This is a genomic window from Phenylobacterium sp. (genome assembly GCF_036263695.1).
GTDB lineage: Bacteria > Pseudomonadota > Alphaproteobacteria > Caulobacterales > Caulobacteraceae > Phenylobacterium.
The window spans coordinates 1-19664 of sequence record NZ_DATAGM010000079.1 but is presented as its reverse complement, the minus strand read 5'-3'; the positions used below and the strand labels follow the sequence as shown (position 1 = coordinate 19664).

General features: G+C 71.3%; 17 protein-coding genes and 1 pseudogene. 7 read left to right on the top strand and 11 right to left on the bottom strand.

What is annotated here, in order from left to right; all coding sequences use genetic code 11:
- From VHK87_RS03175 to VHK87_RS03160, 4 genes are all read right to left on the bottom strand, one after another.
- Positions 1–594: PepSY-associated TM helix domain-containing protein (locus VHK87_RS03175; RefSeq protein ID WP_329633449.1), on the bottom strand; the 594-nt coding region annotated here is incomplete at its 3' end.
- Positions 594–2720: a TonB-dependent receptor gene (locus VHK87_RS03170; RefSeq protein ID WP_329633448.1), complete on the bottom strand. Its 2127-nt coding sequence runs from the start codon at positions 2718–2720 to the stop codon at positions 594–596. The genes VHK87_RS03170 and VHK87_RS03175, both read right to left, overlap by 1 nt.
- A 105-nt stretch (positions 2721–2825) precedes the next feature.
- Positions 2826–3506 carry an SDR family NAD(P)-dependent oxidoreductase gene (locus tag VHK87_RS03165; protein ID WP_329633447.1) on the bottom strand — a complete coding sequence of 227 codons (681 nt, stop codon included), beginning with the start codon at positions 3504–3506 and terminating at the stop codon, positions 2826–2828.
- A gap of 13 nt (positions 3507–3519) precedes the next feature.
- Entirely contained in the window at positions 3520–4692 is a 1173-nt protein-coding gene (locus VHK87_RS03160) for an acetyl-CoA C-acetyltransferase (RefSeq protein ID WP_329633446.1), read from the bottom strand.
- A 310-nt stretch (positions 4693–5002) separates the two neighbouring features.
- Here VHK87_RS03160 and VHK87_RS19435 point away from each other — a divergent pair.
- Both VHK87_RS19435 and VHK87_RS03150 read left to right on the top strand, forming a co-directional pair.
- Positions 5003–5251: pseudogene (locus VHK87_RS19435) on the top strand (GNAT family N-acetyltransferase); the annotation flags it as partial.
- Between the two features lie 69 nt (positions 5252–5320).
- Positions 5321–5941 carry an alpha/beta hydrolase gene (locus tag VHK87_RS03150; protein WP_329633444.1) on the top strand — a complete coding sequence of 207 codons (621 nt, stop codon included), beginning with the start codon at positions 5321–5323 and terminating at the stop codon, positions 5939–5941.
- Here the strand turns inward: VHK87_RS03150 and VHK87_RS03145 are convergent.
- From VHK87_RS03145 to VHK87_RS03130, 4 genes are all read right to left on the bottom strand, one after another.
- On the bottom strand, positions 5938–6843 hold the full coding sequence (locus VHK87_RS03145; RefSeq protein WP_329633443.1) for a hypothetical protein: 906 nt from the start codon (positions 6841–6843) through the stop codon (positions 5938–5940). The two genes, VHK87_RS03150 and VHK87_RS03145, sit on opposite strands and share 4 nt — an antisense overlap.
- A complete protein-coding gene (locus tag VHK87_RS03140) occupies positions 6840–7778 on the bottom strand; it encodes a glycosyltransferase family 2 protein (protein WP_329633442.1) in 939 nt (312 codons plus the stop codon). The genes VHK87_RS03145 and VHK87_RS03140 overlap by 4 nt, the downstream gene beginning before the upstream one ends.
- Positions 7775–8917, bottom strand: a complete 1143-nt coding sequence (locus tag VHK87_RS03135; RefSeq protein ID WP_329633441.1) for a GNAT family N-acetyltransferase — start codon at positions 8915–8917, stop codon at positions 7775–7777. The genes VHK87_RS03140 and VHK87_RS03135 overlap by 4 nt, the downstream gene beginning before the upstream one ends.
- Before the next feature lie 62 nt (positions 8918–8979).
- On the bottom strand, positions 8980–9474 hold the full coding sequence (locus tag VHK87_RS03130) for a GAF domain-containing protein (protein ID WP_329633440.1): 495 nt from the start codon (positions 9472–9474) through the stop codon (positions 8980–8982).
- A 66-nt stretch (positions 9475–9540) separates the two neighbouring features.
- Here VHK87_RS03130 and VHK87_RS03125 point away from each other — a divergent pair, with 66 nt between their 5' ends.
- Together VHK87_RS03125 and VHK87_RS03120 are read left to right on the top strand one after the other, a co-directional pair.
- Positions 9541–10575, top strand: a complete 1035-nt coding sequence (locus VHK87_RS03125; RefSeq protein WP_329633439.1) for a glycosyltransferase family 2 protein — start codon at positions 9541–9543, stop codon at positions 10573–10575.
- Positions 10572–12035, top strand: coding sequence for a hypothetical protein (locus VHK87_RS03120; protein ID WP_329633438.1), 1464 nt, complete (start codon positions 10572–10574; stop codon positions 12033–12035). Before VHK87_RS03125 ends, VHK87_RS03120 begins: the two co-directional genes overlap by 4 nt.
- Before the next feature lie 6 nt (positions 12036–12041).
- On the opposite strand, the gene VHK87_RS03115 is transcribed toward VHK87_RS03120, so the two are convergent.
- Entirely contained in the window at positions 12042–12767 is a 726-nt protein-coding gene (locus VHK87_RS03115) for a class I SAM-dependent methyltransferase (RefSeq protein ID WP_329633437.1), read from the bottom strand.
- A gap of 135 nt (positions 12768–12902) precedes the next feature.
- Here VHK87_RS03115 and VHK87_RS03110 point away from each other — a divergent pair, with 135 nt between their 5' ends.
- Together VHK87_RS03110 and VHK87_RS03105 are read left to right on the top strand one after the other, a co-directional pair.
- Positions 12903–14840, top strand: coding sequence for a PBP1A family penicillin-binding protein (locus VHK87_RS03110; RefSeq protein ID WP_329633450.1), 1938 nt, complete (start codon positions 12903–12905; stop codon positions 14838–14840).
- Between the two features lie 46 nt (positions 14841–14886).
- Positions 14887–15525: a DUF4157 domain-containing protein gene (locus tag VHK87_RS03105; RefSeq protein ID WP_329633436.1), complete on the top strand. Its 639-nt coding sequence runs from the start codon at positions 14887–14889 to the stop codon at positions 15523–15525.
- A 125-nt stretch (positions 15526–15650) separates the two neighbouring features.
- Here VHK87_RS03105 and fghA read toward each other — a convergent pair whose 3' ends face one another.
- Together fghA and VHK87_RS03095 are read right to left on the bottom strand one after the other, a co-directional pair.
- The gene (gene fghA / locus VHK87_RS03100) at positions 15651–16484 is read right to left on the bottom strand and encodes an S-formylglutathione hydrolase (RefSeq protein WP_329633435.1); all 834 of its coding nucleotides are present in this window, start codon (positions 16482–16484) and stop codon (positions 15651–15653) included.
- Entirely contained in the window at positions 16484–17593 is a 1110-nt protein-coding gene (locus tag VHK87_RS03095; protein ID WP_329633434.1) for an S-(hydroxymethyl)glutathione dehydrogenase/class III alcohol dehydrogenase, read from the bottom strand. Before VHK87_RS03095 ends, fghA begins: the two co-directional genes overlap by 1 nt.
- A gap of 132 nt (positions 17594–17725) precedes the next feature.
- Here VHK87_RS03095 and VHK87_RS03090 point away from each other — a divergent pair.
- A partial coding sequence (locus tag VHK87_RS03090) for a protein-L-isoaspartate(D-aspartate) O-methyltransferase (RefSeq protein WP_329633433.1) occupies positions 17726–19664 on the top strand: 1939 nt, incomplete at its 3' end.

Sequence of the window (19664 nt, the reverse complement as noted above, 5' to 3'; positions counted from 1 at the left end):
GAAGATGATCGCCCCGCCGGTCAGGCAGAAGACGAACACCGGCACGGCGAAGACGACGCCGAGGTCGCGGTGCGCGCTCAGCATCTCGCGCCGGCGGCGCGACCTCGGCCACATCCGCCATGCGAAGCTGCGCCAGGCCGGGAACCAGACGATCAGGCCGGTCAGCACCATCACCGCCCCCGCCAGCGCGACGACCCCGGCCACGATCATGCCGCGCTCCCCGGCCAGCAGGTAGTGGTGCAGGTCGAAGACAAAGGCTTCGGGCCGCACAGGGCCGGTCCACTCCGCGAGCACGCGGCCGTCTGCCGAGGCGTACCCCTCGGTCTCGGCCTCCCGGAAGTAGACCTTGTGGACGCCCAGGTGCGGGCCGGCGAAGGCGATGGAGCGGATCTCGCCGGGCCTGGCGCGCTCCAGGGCCTCGGCCGCCGCGCCCAGCGCCTGCGGCGTGGGGACGACCTCGGCACGGGCCTGCGGCACCGTCAGCCGGATCCAGTCCTCCTTGAGCACCAGCAGTGAGCCGGTCAACCCGAGCACCACCAGCACCAGCGCAACGACCGCGCCGGCCCAGGCATGGATCAGGCGGATCAGCCCCATCAGAAGGTCTTGCTGACACCGAGCGTCACCGTGCGCCCCCGCCCGAAGTAGTAGGCGAGGTTGTCGGCCGGCGAGGTCGTGTCGCTGAAATAGGTCACATAGTCCTCGTCGAAGAGGTTCTGGACGCCCAGGCTGAAGGTCGCCGGCTCGGCGCGCCAGGTGAGCACGGCGTCGGCGGTCGTGTAACCCTCGAAGCTGTTGGCCGCCGGCTCGCCCTCGAAGTCGCGCTCGAAGAAGGTCTGGTGCTGCAGTCGTCCGCTGAGGTCGCCGCGGGTCGCCTCGACGTAGAGCAGCAGCCGGTCGGGGGCGATGTTCACCCCAGCCAGGTCCCGCTCGACGCGGCCGTCGCCGTCGCCGTCCGTGCGGCCCTCCAGATGGGCGTAGGAGCCGCCGAAGGTCAGCCAGTCGTTGGCCTGCCAGCGGCCGGTCAGCTCTATCCCCTCGATCTCGGTGCGCTGGCGCTGGACGTCGAAGTTGCCGTCGGCGTTGCGGATCAGGAGCGCGCCCCGGTCCGACGTGGAGCGGAACCAGGCCGCCGAGGCCCGCAGCGGTCCGAGGCCGTACTCGAGCCCCAGCTCGACATTGTCCGAGATCACCGGCGTGACGTCGAGGTAGCTGTCGATGTCCGCGCCCGGCGTGCTCACCGCCCGCAGCACCCGGCCCACGTCCGGCATGGTGAAGCCCTGGTTGTAGGACGCGTAGGCGACCAGCCCGTCGAGCGCCTCGTAGGTGGCGCCGAAGTTGACCAGCACCTCCTCGAAGCTCGGCTCGCCGCCGGCCACCTGCTGGTTCCCCTGCCCCCAGAGGGTGCGGTAGTCGCCCACCTCAAGCGTCGCGTTCTCGTAGCGGACGCCGGCCGACAGGTGCAGCCGCTCGTCGAGCAGCGACTGCCGCAGCTGCAGGAAGGGCGCGAGGCTCTTGTAGGTGGTTTCCGGCACCCACAGCCGATCGGTCAGCACCAGCGCCTGGAAGGTGGTGTCCCGCAGCCCGTCGAGGCCCACCAGGGCGCGCAGGCCCGGAACGGCTTCGATGCGACGCTCGTAGTCGATCTTGAAGCCCTGCTTCTCAGAGTTATTCGCCGACTGGTCGAAGTGGGTCCCGACCGGCGCGATCGCCGGGTCCTGGAAGCTGGCGAAGGTCCCGCCTCCGAACACCCCTTCGTAGTCGTGGGCGTAGACCTGGGCGCGGAAGGTCCCGCCCAGCAGGTCGCCGTCGCGATAGCTCAGGGCGGCCGAGGTCACCTCGTTCCTCGGCGGCACGCCCGGCGTCGTCCCGCGGATGGAGGTCGTGGGGACGCCCCGCGTCCGGTCGCCGGCCACGGCGATGTAGTCCGCGTCGCCCTCCAGCTCGAAGTGGTTGGCCATCAGCTCCAGGCGCTGCGTCTCGCTGAGGTCCCAGCCCGCCTTTAGGAACAGCGACCAGCTGGCGCTGTCCTGCAGGTCGCCCTGCGTGCCGTCGACGCCGATCCGTCGCTCGTCCGCATCGTAGAAGGCGCCCCGCCGCTCGTAGGCCGCGCCGACCACGAAGTCCCAGGCGCCCATGTCGCGGCCGGCCAGGGCCGCCGCCTTCCAGCCCAGGCTGTCGCCGACCACCCCGTCGTCGAAGCTGGTCTGGGCCATCGCCTTGCCCGCCCAGCCCTCCTCGAGCTTGGGCGTGGCCGCCGTGACGTAGTTCACCACGCCGCCGGTCGCGCCGATGCCCTGGATGGCGCTGGAGCCGAAGACGACCTCGACCCGGTCGATGAAGAAAGGATCGATGGTGAAGCCGTCGCGGGAGTCGTCCCGCAACGGCGTCGACTGCGGCACTCCATCCACGAGGTAGAGCGGCGAGCGGCCCCGCAGCGTCTCGCCGAAGCCGGAGAGCTTCTGCCGCGTCGGCGAGAAGGACGGGACGAGGTTGGCGACCGTCTCCACCGCGCTGGCGCCCAGCGCCTGCTGCGTCGTCAGCTCCTGCGAGCCGATCACTGTCACCGTCGCGGGCAGCGTCGCCCGGGGCGCCTCGCTGCGCGCGGCGGTGATCACCACCTCGCCGACCTCGACATCGTCGGCCGTCTGCGCGAGCGCCGGACCCGCGGCCATCGCCAGCAACACCCCGCCCACCGCGGTCAGGCAACGACGGTCGAACATGAAAATCCCTCAGCGGCGCTGTACTGCGCCGCCTGAAAGCAAAGTTGCAGTTGCAAGTCAATCGCAAGAACAACTCCCTCTACCATCCGCGGGAGAGGAGGAGGTTCAGACCCTTCCCGTCACCGGGATCAAGGCGCCCGTCACGGCGCTGGCCTGCTCCGAAGCCAGGAACAGGATCACCGCCGCCAGTTCCTCCGGCTTCACCCAGGCGTCGAACTTGGCCTTGGGCATGTCGGCGCGGTTCGTGGGCGTGTCGATGATCGAGGGGAGCACCGCGTTGACCGTGACGCCCGTCCCCTTCAGCTCCTCGGCGAGCGCCTCGGTTACGCGGTGCACCCCGGCCTTGGAGGCGGCATAGGCGCCCATGCCGGCGGCGGCCTTCACTGCCCCATCGGCGCCGACGTTGACGATCCGCCCCGCAGCGCTGGCCTTCAGGTGCGGCAGCGCGGCGCGGCTGGCGTTCACGCAGGTCCTGGTGTTGAGCGCGTAGAGCCGGTCGAAGGCCGCCGGATCGCCCTCCTCCAGCGTCTGCCAGACAAAGCCGCCGGCCACGTTGACCAGGACGTCCAGCCCGCAGAGGCGCTTTGCGATTGCGTCGAACGCCGCCATGGCCGCGTCCGCGTCCGTCAGGTCCAAGCCGCCCTGCACGAAGGCGCCCTCGGGCCCAGGGCCCGAGGGCGCAATGTCTATCAGCGCCAGCTGTCCGCCCTGATCGGCGGCGGCTTTCGCCACCGCCTGCCCGAGGACGCCGAAGGCGCCGGTGATCGCGATTTTCCGCCCGTTCATGGGCGGATGCTTATCAGAGCCGCTCGACGATCGTCACGTTGGCCATGCCGCCGCCTTCGCACATGGTTTGCAGGCCGTAGCGCTTGCCGCGGTTCTTCAGAGCGTGGACCAGGGTCGCCATCAGCTTGGTGCCCGAGGCGCCCAGCGGATGGCCGAGCGCGATCGCGCCGCCGTTGACGTTCATCCGCTCCGGGTCCGCGCCGGTGGTGTTCAGCCAGGCCACCGGCACCGAGGCGAAGGCCTCGTTGACTTCGAACAGGTCGATGTCGTCGACCTTCATTCCGGCCTTCTCCAGCGCACGCTGGGTGGCGGGCAGCGGGGCCTCGAGCATGATCACCGGATCGTGGCCCATCACCGACAGGTGGTGGATGCGGGCCATCGGCGTCAGGCCCAGCTCCTTCAGCGCCTTCTCCGAGACGATCATCACGCCCGATGCGCCGTCGCAGATCTGGCTGGAGGTGGCCGCGGTGATCGCCCCGCCCTCCTGCAACAGCTTCACGCCCTTGATGCCGTCCAGGCTGGCGTCGAAGCGGATGCCCTCATCGACGGTATGGTCAGCCTCGGCGCCGGCCTCGTCCTTCACCTTCAGCGCGACGATCTCGTTCTTGAAGGCGCCGGCCTGGGTGGCCGCGATGGCCCGCTGGTGGCTGTTGTAGGCGTACTCGTCCAGCTGGTCCTTCGACAGGCCGTACTTCTTGGCCATCATCTCGGCGCCCATGAACTGGGAGAACTGGATGTTGGGGTACTGCTCCTGGATGCCGGGGCTCATGTAGCTGCCCATGCCGGCCTGCGCCGCGAGGGCCGCGGACGAGCCCATCGGCACCCGCGTCATGCTCTCGACGCCGGAGGCGATCACCACATCCATGGTGCCGCTCATCACGGCCTGGGCGGCGAATTGCAGGGCCTGCTGCGAGGAGCCGCACTGGCGGTCGACGCTGGTGCCCGGCACGCTTTCCGGCAGCTTGGAGGCCAGCACTGCGTTGCGGGCCACGTTGATCGCCTGCTGGCCGACCTGCATGACGCAGCCCATGACCACGTCCTCGACGCGGCCCGGATCGACGCCGGTTCGATCCACCAGCTCGTTCAGCACCACCGCGCCCAGGTCGACCGGGTGCCAGTCCTTCAGCTTGCCGCCCTTGCGCCCGCCGGCGGTGCGCACCGCCTCCACGATGTAGGCTTCACCCATCTTCGTCACTCCCGTTCGGCCGCGCCTCGGCCGGTCGTGCAAAACACTAGGCCGGCGCCGTGACGGAAGCCAACAGGGTCAGAAGCTTGACTGGAGAACCGCGTTCGGCGTCTATCGGGCCCATGACCTTGCGACGACGCCAGCCGGATTCCTCCGCCCCCTGACGCTCAGTCCGGCGCCCCCGTGCGCCCGTTTCGCAAGGCCAATCCCATGCATCTTCGCGCCGCCACGCCCGCGGACGCCGGCGCCATCGCCGCCCTCACCCGCAAGGCCTACGCCGCCTGGATCCCGGTGATCGGGCGACGAGCCCCTGCCGACGACCATCGACTACGAGGCGGCCGTCCGGGAGCACCGCTTCGACCTTCACGAACACGGCGGACAGCTGCTCGCGCTGATCGAGACCGAGCGTCGGGCGGAAAGCCTCTACATCGCCGTCGACCCGGCGCTCCACGGCCAGGGCATCGGACGGGCCCTGCTCGCCCACGCCGAAGCCCTCGCCGCCGAGGCGGGCTATGCCGAGATGACGCTGGCGACGAACGTCCTGATGGCCCGCAACATCGGCATCTATCAACGCGTCGGCTATCGTATTGAACGAGAGGATCGGGGCCCGCACGGCGTCGCCGTTCTCATGCGCAAGCGTCTCCACACGCCCCTGCTCTTCCTGCCGGGCGCCGGCGCCTCGCCGGACTTCTGGCGGCCCCTGGCCGAGCGCCTGCCCGCCAATTGGCCCCGGCGGCATCTCGGCTGGCCCGGGCTCGGCGATCAGCCGGCGGACCCGGACGTGAACGCCCTCGACGACCTCGTGCGCCTGGTCGAGGCGGCGATGGGCGATGGCCCGGCGGACCTGCTCGCCCAGTCGATGGGCGGGGTCGTCGCCCTCAAGGTCGCGTTGCGCAATCCGGGCAAGGTCCGGCGGCTGGTGCTGTCGGTGACCTCCGGCGGGGTGGACGCCGCCGCCCGCGCCGCCGCGCTGCACGACTGGCGGGCGAGCTACCGGCAGAACTATCCGAACGCCGCCCCCTGGATCCGTGAGGACCGCACCGACCTGACGGACCAAATCCCCGCCATCGCCTGTCCCGCCCTGCTGCTGTTCGGCGACGCCGACCCGATAGCCCCGCCGTCCGTCGCGCAGCGGCTGGCGGTCCTGCTGCCCGATGCGCGGTTGCACATCGTCCGTGGCGGCGACCACGACCTCGTCGTCAGCCGCGCAGACGAGGTCGCGCCGCTGATCTGTGAGCACCTGGCTTAGGCCGGCAGCAGCGTCCCCGGCCTCTCGCCGTCCAGCCGGAAGCTGGCCGGCAGGACCCGTTCGTTGGGCTTCTGCAGCTTCAGCGCCTTGGCGGCCCGGGCGACGCCGAGCTTGGCGATATTCGCCGCGGTGACGCCATCCTGCAGCCGCGGGCTGGCCCCCAGCCGCCGACGAAGCACGCCGTTGGCGTAGATCACGTTCGCCCGCAGCAGCGCGGCCGGGGTCATGAATTCCATCGAGAGGGAGACGTTGAGCATCGGCCCATTGACGATCCGGTGCGGCGCGTTCTGGGGCCAGCTGACCATCATGCCGGGATGCAGCTCGACGAGCCGGGCCCCGGCGTCCCAGGCCGGCCGGAAAGCGAACTGCTCCGCCGTCTCGCGCAGCACGATCTTCTCGAGCTGGGCCTCAGACACGAAGGGCTCCTCCACCGGATAGACCCACACCCGCTTCACGCCCCGCACCTGCCACAGCGACACGAGCGGGACGTCGAGGTGGTAAAAGACCTGCGCGTCGGCCGACGAGATCAGCAGCCCGATGTCGCGCTTGAAGGTCTTGAGCCCCGCAGCCTGCTGCTTCTCCGCAAACACCTCGTCGGCCAGCGCGGCGTACTCCGGGAGGTAGTCGTTCGTCCGCCGCAGGTTGAGCCAGATGCGGCCCGCTTTCGCCGCCTCCAGCAGCTGCGCCCCCGACAGCTCGCCGGCCAAACCGCGGCGCCAGGTCTCCCACGCCACCGGATCCTCCCCCATGGTGAAGACGCCGAGGGCGGCCCGCGGATAGCGGTCCAGCACGTCGGCCAGCGCCTCATCGGAGAACATCGGCCGCTCGTGCAGCCCGTGCCGGAAGACGGTGAGCTCCCGCGTGAAGGTCCGCGCCTTCTCGTCGGTCCAGTCCAGGATCATGGCAGCCGCACCCCTCCGGAGCTGCGCCCGTAGAACTCGATCTTGAACGGGCCGAACCAGAGCGTCTTTCCGAGGCCGCGGGCCGCCTTGTCGGCGGTCGGGGCGAAGTTCGGAGAGCGGACGGCCCACTTCACGGCGGCCAGAGCGCCGAAGACGCTCGCCTGGACCAGCCCCTGCGTCATCCAGCCCGCCACGCCCAGCCAATCCGGCGGCGTTCGGGCCGCAGCGGCCGCCGTTGGCCCCTGGCCGTAGGCGAAGGCGCGGGGCAGTGCATAGCGGAGCGTCAGCCGCGCGGGTACGGGATCTTCCCACACCCACGCCTCCGCCGCCCAGGCGAACCGCGCGCCGGAGGCCTTCATTTGGCCGAACAGCAGGTCGTCCTCGCCGCCGATGTGGTTGCGGACGCTCGAAAAAGGCCGCAGCGGATGGGGCAGCGCTGCGCGACGCAGGAGGCTGTTCCCGCACCCGTAGTAATGCTCGATGGCGCCGCTCTCGCTCGGGCCCTCACGTGAGAAGAACCGCTCTAGGTAGGCTCGATGTCGGACGACCCGCGGCGGCGCGCGGCCGCGCACCGGCCCGAATACGACGTCGGCCTGAAACCGCGCCTGGATAGCAAGCAGGGCGGCCAGCCAGCCAGGCGGAGCCTCTTCGTCATCATCCAGGAAGGCGACAAATTCGCCCTGGGCGACCGCGAGGGCCGCATTCCGCGCGTTGGCGACCCCCGGCTCGGGCTCGTGCACGTAGCGTACGGGGAACGGCGCTTCGGCGGCGAGGTGCTCGACCACCGCTCGAGCCGACGCCGCCGGGTCATTGTCGACGACCACTAGCTCGAGCCGGGCGTGGTCGACACCCTGCTGGCGGAACAGCGAGCGGGCCGCGACGACCAGCCCGTCGGGCCGCCGCACGGTCGGGGTGACCATGCTGATGACGGTCATGCGGCCTCCCGCGACGCCGATCGCCCTGCGGCCCGCGCGAACATCGCACCGGCGAGCCCGCGAACCCGGCCCTCGAGGCTCAGCTCCAGGGCGGCGATGTTGTCGAGGCGGCGGCGCAGGCGGCCAGGGACGCCGCTGCTGTTCGCCTGAAGAACGGAGAGGAGACCTTCAGCGGCCCTCGCGCCGCGCCCCGCGGGGCCGGCGGCCGTTGCGCAGCCCGAGAGCAGCGTCCGTCCGGCCAGCGCGAACGGCGCCTTGTAGTGGTCGTGTCCCGGCCCCAGGTCATAGGCCGACAGGCCTGCCGACGGCATCGCGGTGATCGCCTGCATGAGGAACACCTGTCCCGGCGACCAGGGCGCCAGGTCCGGGTTCGTCGAGGCGATCCAGGGGTGGAACACGCCGCCGGCCCTCACGCCGAAGTGGCCAGCCGCGAGACGACCATCGACATAGAGGTTCACCATCAGGCCGCCGAACGCCGGGCTGGTCTGTTCGAACAGCCGCTGCACCAGGCACTTCGTCCATTGCGGAGACAGAAAGTCGTCCCCGCCCGTACGGGCGAGCTGGCTGCGCTTCCAATCAATCAGCTTTTGGAGCGCCGCGGGGTCGCGGTCACCCGCGACCATTTTGATGCGTCCGACCTCGCGCTCGAGCTTGTGGGTCAGGCGGCGGTAGTTCTTGAACCGCTTGGCGCTGCGGGCCCGCAGCTGCTCAAGGTAGTCTTCCGGCGTTCCCATCAGCCGAATTACGTACGACGGATGCGCTGACCCGGCGAAGCCGTCGACCGCCTGGCACGGATCGAGAAGGCCGGTGAAGCGGTAGGCGCCCAGGTCCGCGGCGGCCAACCCCGCCGGCAGGTCGAAGGGGCGCTCGGCGATGAGCGCGTGGTAGTCCGACAGCGGCGCTCCGATCGGGCGAGCCAGCCGACCGGGTCGGCGATGGTAGGCGAGAAAGGCGACGGGTTCCCCTCGCGACCGCCACACGGTGACCCGCGCATCCTCCCGCACACCGCCGACCGCCTGTGCGAACTCGGGACCAAGCAGTGGGCTGTCGAATTCGGGACGCGCGGCCTGGATGCCTCGCCAGGCGGCAGCGTCGTCCGAGCTCAGCTCGGCGGGGTGGAATGTGGCGGCCTCGATCATGGGGCCCGCGCGGGCGCTCCTAAATCAGGAATCTGGTCCTCCGACCTGCAAGCCGCGGGCCGTTAGCCGAAGGTGCGGGCAAGGATGGCTTCCAGCGCGGCGGCGTCGGTCTCGTCGAAGGCGGCCGGCTCGGTGGCGTCCACGTCCAGCACCGCAATCAGCCGGCCAGCCTTGTCGAACACCGGCGCGACGATCTCGCTTGCCGAGCGGGAGTCGCAGGCGATGTGGCCGGGAAAGGCGTGCACGTCGGGCACGACCTGGGTGGTGCGCGTCGCCGCCGCCGTCCCGCACACGCCGCGGCCGAAGGCGATCCGCAGGCACCCCAGAGTTCCCTGATACGGCCCGACCACCAGCTCGTCCGGCTTGTCCGGATCGACGACGTAGAAGCCGGTCCAGAAGAAGTGCGGGAAGCTGCTGGCCAGCATCGAGGCGACGGTGGCCATCCGCGCCGTCAGGTTCGGCTCGCCCTCCAGCACCGCCGCGATCTCCTCGGCCAGCGCCGAATAGCGCTGCGCCTTCTCGGCCGGCAGGATCTTGTCGTTGAACGCCTCGGCCATGGCCCCGCAGACTCGTTAACCCTGGCGTTCATCGTTCCTTAGAGGCGCACTGGCAAGGTCCGCGCCATGCCGATGGGTGACGAAAGCCCCGACCGCCACGTGCTGCTCAGCATCGTGGTCCCCGTGCACAACGAGGCGGGCGGGATCGAGCCGTTCCTGGCCCGCACCCAGCCGATCCTCGAAGCGGTGACCGCGCCGCTCGGCCCGGCGTCCAGCTTCGAGATCCTGTTCGTCGACGACGGCTCCACCGACGCCACGCTGGAGGAATTGCAGGCCGCCCGCGCAGCCGACCCCCGCGTGCGGATCGTCGTGCTGTCGCGCAATTTCGGCAAGGACGTGGCCCTGGCCGCCGGCCTGCAGCACGCCGCAGGCTCCGCGGTCATCCCAATGGACGTGGACCTGCAGGACCCGCCCGAGGTGATCCCTCAGCTCGTGGAGCGCTGGCTCGCCGGCTACGACGTGGTCAGCGCCCGCCGCGCCGACCGCTCCAGCGACAGCTGGCTCAAGCGCGCCACGGCGCAGGCCTTCTACCGCGTCTTCAACCGTATGGCCGAGCGGCCGATCCTGGCCGACGCCGGCGACTTCCGCCTGCTGAGCCGGGTGGTGGTCGACGAGCTCAACCGTTTCCCCGAGCGGGCGCGGTTCATGAAGGCGCTCTACGCCTGGGTCGGCTTCCGCCACTGCCACGTAGACTACGTCCGCGAGGAGCGTCACGCCGGCCACAGCAAGTTCCGCTACTGGCGGCTCTGGAACTTCGCCATCGACGGCATCACCAGCTCCACCACCGCGCCGCTGCGCATCTGGAGTTATCTCGGCGCGCTGACGGCGCTGGGCGCCTTCGCCTACGCCGCCTTCCTGATCGTCCGCACCCTGGTGCTGGGCGCCGACGTCCCCGGCTACGCCTCGCTGATGGTCATGGTGCTGATGCTGGGCGGGGTGAACCTGCTCTCCCTCGGGGTCATCGGCGAATACCTCGGGCGCACCTACACCGAGGTGAAGGGCCGGCCGCTCTACATCGTGCGCAGCCTGCATGGCGTCGAGCCGTCCCGGGCCGCGGAGCCGGCCGCCGCGCCGGCGGAACGGCTGCGGCGCTCGGCGTGACGGCCCTCGTCCCGGCCGCGCCGGCGCAGGTCCGGCCCGCAAGCGCGCTGCCGTCCGCGCCCTGGCTCACCGGCCTCCTGATCTACGCCACCCTGCTGTTTGCGCCGCAGACGCTGAACGACGGCGACACCTATTGGCACCTGGCGGCCGGCGAATGGATGCTGGCCCACGGCGAGGTGCTGCACGCCGACCCCTTCTCCTACACCTTCGCCGGCAAGCCGTGGACGACCCACGAGTGGCTCAGCGAGATCGTCATGGGCCTGGTGTTCCGGGCCGGCGGCTGGGGCGGGGTGATGGCCCTGACCGCCGCCGCCGCCGCTCTCGCAGGCGCGCTGGTGGCCGGCTACCTGCGCCCGCGGCTCGGCCTCGTCCCGCTGACGCTCACCCTGCTGCTGGGCCTGGCCTGCCTCGCGCCGGGCCTGCTGGCGCGGCCGCATGTGCTCGCCTTCCCGGTGCTCGCCGCCTGGGCCATCGCCCTGCTGAGGGCGCGGGACGAGGGCCGGGCGCCCAGCCTGCTGCTGCTGCCGCTGATGGCGGTCTGGGCCAACCTGCACGGCAGCTTCGTACTCGGCCTGGCGCTGATCGGGCCGTTCGCCCTCGAGGCGCTGATCGAGGGTAGAGCCCGCCCCTGGCCGGTGGTACGCGCCTGGGGCCTGTTCGGCCTCGGCGCCCTCGCCGCCGCCGCGCTGACGCCGCACGGCCCCCAGGGCCTGATCTTCCCCTTCCAGCTGATGGGCATGGCGACCGCGCCGACCATCGACGAGTGGCGCAGCCTCGACTTCTCCGACCCCCAGCCGCTGGAGTTCGGGCTGATGGCCCTGCTGCTGGTCGGATTCTCCCGCGGGCTGAAGGTCCCGCCCCTGCGCCTGATCCTGCTGCTGGGCCTGCTCCACATGAGCCTGCAGCATGGCCGCCACGCCATGGTGCTCGGGTTGCTCGCGCCGCTGCTGCTGGCCGATCCGCTGCGCCAGGTCACCACGGCGGCCGAGCCGCTCGCACCGCCCTCCAGCCTGTCCATCGGCCTCGTCATCGCCCTGATCGCCGGCCTGACCGCCGGGCGGATGGCGGCCCAGCCGGCGCGGATCGACGCGCTGACCACCCCGGCCACGGCGCTCGCCGCGGTGCCGGCCGACATCGCCCGCCAGCCGGTGCTCAACGAGTACGGCTTCGGCGGCTATCTGATCTTCGCCGGCCTGCGGCCGTTCATCGACGGCCGCGCCGACATGTACGGCGACGACTTCATCCGCACCTACGACCGGGCCGTCTCCGGCAATCCTGAAGCGCTGGCGGAGACCCTGGAGCGCCACGGCGTCCGCTGGACCATCCTGCATCCAGGCAACCGGGCCGTGCCGGTCCTGGACCGCACGCCCGGCTGGCGGCGGCTGCACGCCGACGCCTACGCCGTCGTCCATGTGAAGGATGCGCCCGGGGCGATGGCGCTGCGCGGCGCGGTCGAATAGGGCCGGTCAGGCCCGGCGGGCGACCACCAGGATCGACAGACCGAACGGCAGCGCGCCCCGCGCCACCCACCCGGCCTCCCAGCGGAACACCCGCGTCAGGATGCGGTTGAGCCAGCCGGGCGGCATACGGTCGTCCTCGCCCTTCAGGCCCAGCACGCGCTTGGCCAGCCGCGCGGCCACGGCCAGCGGGAACAGCAGGGTGTTGAAGTAGCTGGCCTTGACGATCTTCAGGCCGGCGGCGCTGAACAGCGCCTCGAACTCGTCTTTCGTGTACCGGCGGCGGTGGTGGTGCAACTCGTCGTGGCGGCTCCACATCCAGCGATAGGCGGGCACGGTGGCGACCAGATAGCCGCCCGGCGCCACCAGCTCCGCCAGCTTGCGGGTGGAGGCGGCGTCCTCCTCCACATGCTCCAGCACGTCGAAGCCGCAGACCGCGTCGAAAGCCCCGGGCTCGTAGGGCAGCCCGTCCGGCAGCCGCCCGTCGGCGACGGGTACGCCCAGCTTGGCGGAAACGTAGCTCCGCGACTCCGCGTCCGGCTCCAGCGCCTCGACCGACCCGAAGCGGCCCAGCAGCGGCAGGTTGCCCCCGACGCCGCAGCCGACTTCGAGGATCTTCGCCTCCTGGCGCAGGCCAAGCCGACCGATGACCTGGCCAAGCAGTTCGCGGCGGCCGACGAACCACCAGTGCGCCTGCTCCAGCTCGCGCATCCGATCGTAGACGGCCCGTTCCATCGGCTGATCCGTTGTGCCCGCCGGGGACGCGGCGCCGCTGCGCCTGTTCCCCGGACGATTCCCCCGGCATTAGGGTGACTGACGAGTTAGCCGCGAAAGGGTTACCAGCCTGCCAACCCGGGCCGCCCCGTGCAGATGACCCCGGCCGAACCGGTGGAGGCCACGCCCCCGCCTACCGCGGCAGACGGGAAGATTCCGCCCGGCCAGCGGGGGCGCGCCGCGCTGATCCTGTTCGCGGCCATCGCCGCGGGCCTGTTCGCCTACCTCAGCATGACCTTGCCGCTCGGGCGGGCCCTGCAGCCCCTGCCCGACCCCAGCCTCGTGATCGAGGACTCCAGCGGCCGGCCGATCGCCCGGCTGGGCGGCTACAAAGAGCCGCCGGTCGAGGTGGCTAAGCTGCCCGATCACGTCGGCCAAGCCTTCACCGCCATCGAGGACAGGCGCTTTTACTCCCACCCGGGGATCGATCCGCGGGGCCTGGCCCGCGCCATGGTGGTCAACGCCCGCGCCGGGCGGTGGGTGCAGGGCGGCAGCACCATCACCCAGCAGCTGGCCAAGAACGCCTTCCTCGACAGCCGCCGCGACCTCACGCGCAAGGGCAAGGAGGCGCTGATCGCGCTCTGGCTGGAGCTTCGCCTCTCCAAGGATGACATCCTCTCGCGCTACCTATCGGCCATCTACTTCGGCGACGGGGTCTGGGGCCTGCGCGCCGCCGCCCGCCACTACTTCGACAAGCCGCCGGAGGAGCTGACCCTCGGCGAGGCGGCCATGCTGGCCGGCATCGTCAAGGCGCCCTCCGCCCTCTCCCCCACCCGCAACCTGGACGGCGCCCGCAAGCGCGCGCGCCTGGTGCTGTCGGAGATGTCGGCCCAGGGGATGATCACCGAGCGGCAGGCCCACCAGGCCCGGCTGCCGAGACCGCGGCGGGGGCGCGATCCCCTGCCCTCCGGCAGCTGGTTCGCCGACTGGGCCGCCCCCGACCTGCGCGAGGCCTACGGCGGCCGGTTCGGCGACGTGGCGGTGCGCACCACCCTCGACCGCCGGATGCAGCGCCGAGCCGAGCAGATCATCGCCCGCGCCCTCGACGGCCAGGGGCGGCGGGCCGGGGCCGATCAGGCCGCGCTGGTCGCCATGCGGCCGGACGGCCGGGTCGTCGCCCTAGTGGGCGGGCGCCGCTACCAGGCCGGCGGCTTCAACCGCGCCACCCAGGCCAGGCGACAGCCGGGCTCGGCGTTCAAGCTGTTTGTCTACCTGGCCGCCCTGCGCGCCGGCGCCAGCCCCGAGAGCCGGGTGCTGGACGCGCCGATCGACGTGAACGGCTGGAAGCCGCAGAACTACGACGGTCGCTACCGCGGCGAGATCGACTTCCGCACCGCCTTCGCCCACTCCAGCAACACCGCCGCCGTCCGGATCGCCCAGCAGGTGGGGCCACGGGCGGTGATCCGCGCCGCCCGCGACCTCGGCGTCCGCTCGCCCCTGCAGCCCGCGCCCACGCTGGCGCTGGGGACCGAGGAGACCACCCTGATGGAGCTGACGGCCGCTTACGCCGCTGTGGCGGCCGGCGAGTATCCGGTGGTCCCCCGCGCCACCGACGAGCCGCTGCCCGGCCGCCGGACCCGCCAGCGCCCGCTGCGCGAACACGATGAGCTCGAGGAGCTGCTAGCCGCCGTCATCGACCGCGGCACGGGCCGGGCCGCGCGCCTCTCCCGCCGGGCCTACGGCAAGACCGGCACCACCTCCGACTACCGGGACGCGCTGTTCGTCGGCTATTCGGGCGACCTGGTGGTCGGCGTCTGGGTCGGCGCCGACGACCACAGCGCCATGCGGAACGTGACCGGCGGCGGCCTGCCGGCCCGCATCTGGCGCGACTTCATGAGCGGCGCCTCCGGCCGCGCCCGGCCGGCGCCGCTGCCGCCCTCGGTTCCCGATCCCGAACCGGTCCCGCCGCCGCAAGACCTCGAGATCCTGCCGCCGCCCGACATCGTGCCCGGCGACCTGCCCCCCAGCGTGCCGCCGCCCGAGGAAGTCGCTCCGCCCCCGGAGCTTCCGCCGAGCATCCCACCGGCCGGCTAGGCGCCTTCTCTCGGAACGCCCCGCCCAGTGCGGGCATTGCCCGGTCATGCGTGGACGTCCCCTTGCAGCGCTCGCCGCTGCGGCCGCCCTCGGCTGCTCGCCTGCCATTCCCGAGGTGCGTCTTCGGCCGCCACCAACGCCGCAGATCGACCGCGCAAGGTTGAGCGCGGTGCTGGAGCAGGCGGCGCAGGGCTCCAGCCTGGCCTGGGGTCGCGCCTACGGCTACGTCACGGGAACCGCGCCGCAGGCCGCCGCGCCCGCCATCGCCGCCTCGATCCGCTACTCCCGCACCGAGGCGCTGGCCTCGGCCAAGCCGCCCCCCGCCGACGTCCGCCGCGAACTCGAGCCCTATTTCGGCGAGGATCTGCTGGACGATGTGCGATGGACCCTGGCCGGCCAGCGGCTGAGCCTGGGGTCGGTGTTGGCCAGCTGGTACTTCGACGAGGCTGCGGTGACGCTGCAGGACGTGCTGGTCTTCTCCAGTCCTGAGGCCAGCCGCAACCTCTGGCTCTGGGCCCACGAACTGGCGCACGTCGAGCAGTACCGCCTCTGGGGCGTCCACGGCTTCGCGTCCCGCTACGCCGCCGACTGGACGGGCGTCGAGCAGGCCGCCACCCGGCGCGCCGACCAGGTGATCGCCGAGATCCGCCGCCGGCGCGCCCTCCAGGCCGCGAAGCCTGACTGAGTGGGATCAGTTGCCGGCGGGCGTGGTGATCTTGCCGGCCCGCGACATCGGCAGGCCGTATCGGGCGCGGTTCTCCGGCGTATGGGGAACGGCGCCGTTGGTGATCAGACGTGTTGTCACGCCGGTCAGAGCCGGGCGGCGTGCCAGGCAATGTGCTCGCCGACGAAGCTGGCGATGAAGAAGTAGGAGTGGTCGTAGCCCTCGCGCCGGTTCAGCGTCAGCTTCTGGCCTGCCGCGCTGCAGGCCGCCTCCAGCAGCTCCGGCTTGAGCTGATCCGCCAGAAAGCCGTCGGCAAGGCCCTGGTCCACGAGGATGTCGTCGAACCGGGCGCAGGCGCCGCCGTCCTCGATCAGCCGCGCCGCATCGTGTTCGCGCCACCGCGCCTCGTCCGGCCCCAGATAGGCTGTGAAGGCCTTGCGGCCCCACTCGCAGCGGGTCGGCGAGCAGATCGGCGCGAACGCCGAAACCGAGCGGAACAGCTCCGGGTGGCGCAGGGCCAGCGTCAGCGCCCCGTGCCCGCCCATCGAGTGGCCGAAGATCCCGCAGCGGCTCAGGTCGAGCGGGAACTCGCCCATCACCTGCATGAGGTCTCGGGTGACGTAGCTCTCCATCGCGAAGTGCGGCGCCCAGGGCGCCGCGGTGGCGTCCACGTAGAAGCCGGCGCCCTGCCCCAGGTCATAGGCCGGATCGTCGGCGACGCCCTCGCCGCGCGGGCTGGTATCCGGGGCGACGATGGCGACGCCGGCCCGCGCGGCCGCCTCGTAGGCGCCGGCCTTGGTGGTGAAGTTGTCCTCGGTGCAGGTCAGTCCGGACAGCCAGATCAGCACCGGATGCGGCCCCTCGCCTGGCGGCAGAAAGACCGAGAACCGCATCGGCGTCCGGGTCGCCGCGCTGTCGTGCCGGCAGTAGCGGAGGAGGCCCTCGTGGACCTTGTGCGACTGGAGGGTCTCGAGCCCCATCAGTAGACCACGACCGAGCGGATGCTCTCGCCGCGGTGCATCAGGTCGAAGGCCTCGTTGATCCGCTCCAGCGGCAGCACGTGGGTGATCATCGGGTCGATCTCGATCTTCCCGTCCATGTACCAGTCGACGATCTTCGGCACGTCGGTGCGCCCGCGCGCGCCGCCGAACGCCGTGCCCTTCCACACCCGCCCGGTGACCAGCTGGAACGGCCGGGTGGCGATCTCCTTGCCGGCCTCGGCGACCCCAATGATCACGCTCTCGCCCCAGCCGCGGTGGCAGGCCTCCAGCGCCTGGCGCATGACGTCGGTGTTGCCGGTGCAGTCGAAGGTGTAGTCGGCCCCGCCGCCGGTCAGCTCCACCAGGTGCGCCACCAGATCGCCGGAGACCGCCTTGGGGTTGACGAAGTGGGTCATGCCGAACCGGCGGCCCCACTCCTCCCGTGACGGGTTGATGTCGACGCCGACGATCATTCCCGCGCCGACCATCTTCAGCCCCTGGATGACGTTGAGGCCGATGCCGCCCAGGCCGAAGACGATACAGTTGGCGCCCGCCTCAACATCGGCCGTGTTGACCACCGCGCCGACGCCAGTGGTGACCCCGCAGCCGATGTAGCAGGCCTTGTCGAAAGGGGCGTCCGGCCGGATCTTGGCCACCGCGATCTCCGGCAGCACCGTGTAGTTCGAGAAGGTCGAGCAGCCCATGTAGTGGAACACCGTCTGGCCCTTGTAGGAGAACCGGCTGGTGCCGTCTGGCATCAGGCCCTTGCCCTGGGTGGCCCGGATCGCCGTGCACAGGTTGGTCTTTCGCGAGAGGCAGCTTTTGCACTGCCGGCATTCGGGCGTGTAGAGCGGGATCACGTGGTCGCCGGGCCTGACGCTCGTCACCCCCGCCCCGACCTCCAGCACCACGCCGGCCCCCTCGTGGCCCAGGACCGAGGGGAAGATCCCCTCCGAGTCGAAGCCGTCGAGCGTATAGGCGTCGGTGTGGCAGATCCCCGTCGCCTTGATCTCCACCAGCACCTCGCCGGCCTTTGGCCCCTCCAGGTCCAGCTCGACGATCTCGAGCGGCTTCTTGGCCTCGAAGGCGACGGCGGCGCGAGTTTTCATGAAGGACGACTCCGGGGAAGCGGCCGTCGAAAATGTCACGTCCCCGGCCGGGTGCAAGCAGGACCGGCCGAACGCCGGAACCCGAGACCGCCGACCTCGATTGCACAGGCGCAGCGGGATCGGAGCAGACCCATGCCGGACGCCGCCCAAGCGCGCGAGAAGATGGTGGAGCGGCAGATCCTGCGCCGCGGCGTCGCCGACGAGCACGTGCTCGAGGCCATGCGCACCGTGCCCCGCGAGGCCTTCGTCACGCCCGGGCTGGAGGAGTTCGCCTACGAGGACTCCGCCCTGCCCATCGAGGCGGGCCAGACCATCTCACAGCCTTACATCGTCGCCCTGATGATCGAGGCCGCGCAGATCCGGCCCGGCGACCGGGTGCTGGAGATCGGCGCCGGATCCGGCTACGCCGCCGCCGTGATGAGCCGCATCGCCGGCGAGGTCTACGCCATCGAGCGGCACGAGCCGCTGAGCGCGCTGGCTCGCCAGCGGCTGGAGAGGCTCGGCTACGGTAACGTCCAGCTGCGAACCGCCGACGGCACCGGCGGCTGGCCCGAAGCGGCCCCGTTCGACGCGATCCTGGTGGCGGCCGGCGGACCCGGCGTGCCCCAGCCGCTGAAGGACCAGCTGCAGATCGGCGGCAGGCTGGTGATGCCGGTCGGCGGCAAGCCGCGCGACCAGCGGCTGGTCAAGGTCACCCGCACCACCGCCACCCGCTTCGAAGAGGAAGACCTCGGGCCAGTGATGTTCGTGCCTCTGGTGGGCGAGTACGGCTGGGACGAGGGCGAGGCCCAGGCGCGCCGGCCCGTCGAGCCGCGCAGCTTCAGGGCGCCGTCCGTCCCTGCGCCGATCCCGCAGCTGATCCGCGAGGCGGCCGAGCCCCTGCCCGACCCTTCCGATCCCAGCTTCGCCGAGGCGTTCGACCGCTTCGCCGACGCCCGCGTAGTGCTGCTCGGCGAGGCCAGCCACGGCACGTCGGAGTTCTACCGCGCCCGCGCCGCCGTCACCCGCCGCCTCATCGAACGGCACGGCTTTTCCATCGTCGCCTGGGAGGCCGACTGGCCCGACGCCGCCAGCCTCGACCGCTACGTGCGCCAGCGCCCCGCGCCGGCGCACGCCGAGCCGCCGTTCCGCCGCTTCCCCACCTGGATGTGGCGCAACACCGACGTAGAGGCCTTCGTCGAGGGCCTGCGGGCATGGAACCGGGAGCGCCCGCCGGAGCGGCGGGCCGGCATCTATGGCCTCGACCTGTACAACCTCTCGGCCTCGATCCAGGCGGTGCTCGGCTACCTTGAGGAGGTGGACCCGGAGGCCGCCAAGGTGGCCCGCCAGCGCTACGGCTGCCTGACGCCCTGGGCCAAGGAGCCGCAGGCCTATGGCCGCATGGCTCTGAGCTCCGGGTTCGCCCGCTGCGAGGAGGCAGTGATCAGGACGCTCGGCGACCTCCTCAACAAACAGCTCGAATACGTCGGCCACGACGGCGAGGCCTTCCTCGACGCCACGGCCAACGCCCGCCTAGTGAAGAACGCTGAGGCCTACTACCGGGCCATGTACTACGGGGCGGCCCAGAGCTGGAACCTGCGCGACACCCATATGTTCGAGACCCTCTGCGCCATCCTCGACGCCAAGGGCCCGGACTCCAAAGCCGTCGTCTGGGCCCACAACTCCCACATCGGCGACGCCTCGAAGACCGAGATGGGCATCGTTCGCGAGGAGCTGAACATCGGCCAGCTGTGCCGCGAGAAGTTCGGCGAGCAGGCCGCCCTGATCGGCTTCGGCACCCACACCGGAACGGTCGCCTGCGCCAGCGACTGGGACGAGCCGATGGAGGTCAAGCGGGTGAACCCCTCGCACGCCGACAGCTACGAGCGGCTGGCCCACGACGCCGGCGAGCCGCGCTTCCTGCTGGACCTGCGCGACGGCCGCAACGAGGCGCTGCGCCAACGGCTGCTGGGTCCCAGGCTCGAGCGGTTCATCGGCGTGATCTACCGGCCCGACACCGAGATCTGGAGCCACTACGTCGAGTGCTCCCTCCCCCAACAGTTCGACGCCTACGTCTGGTTCGACCAGACCA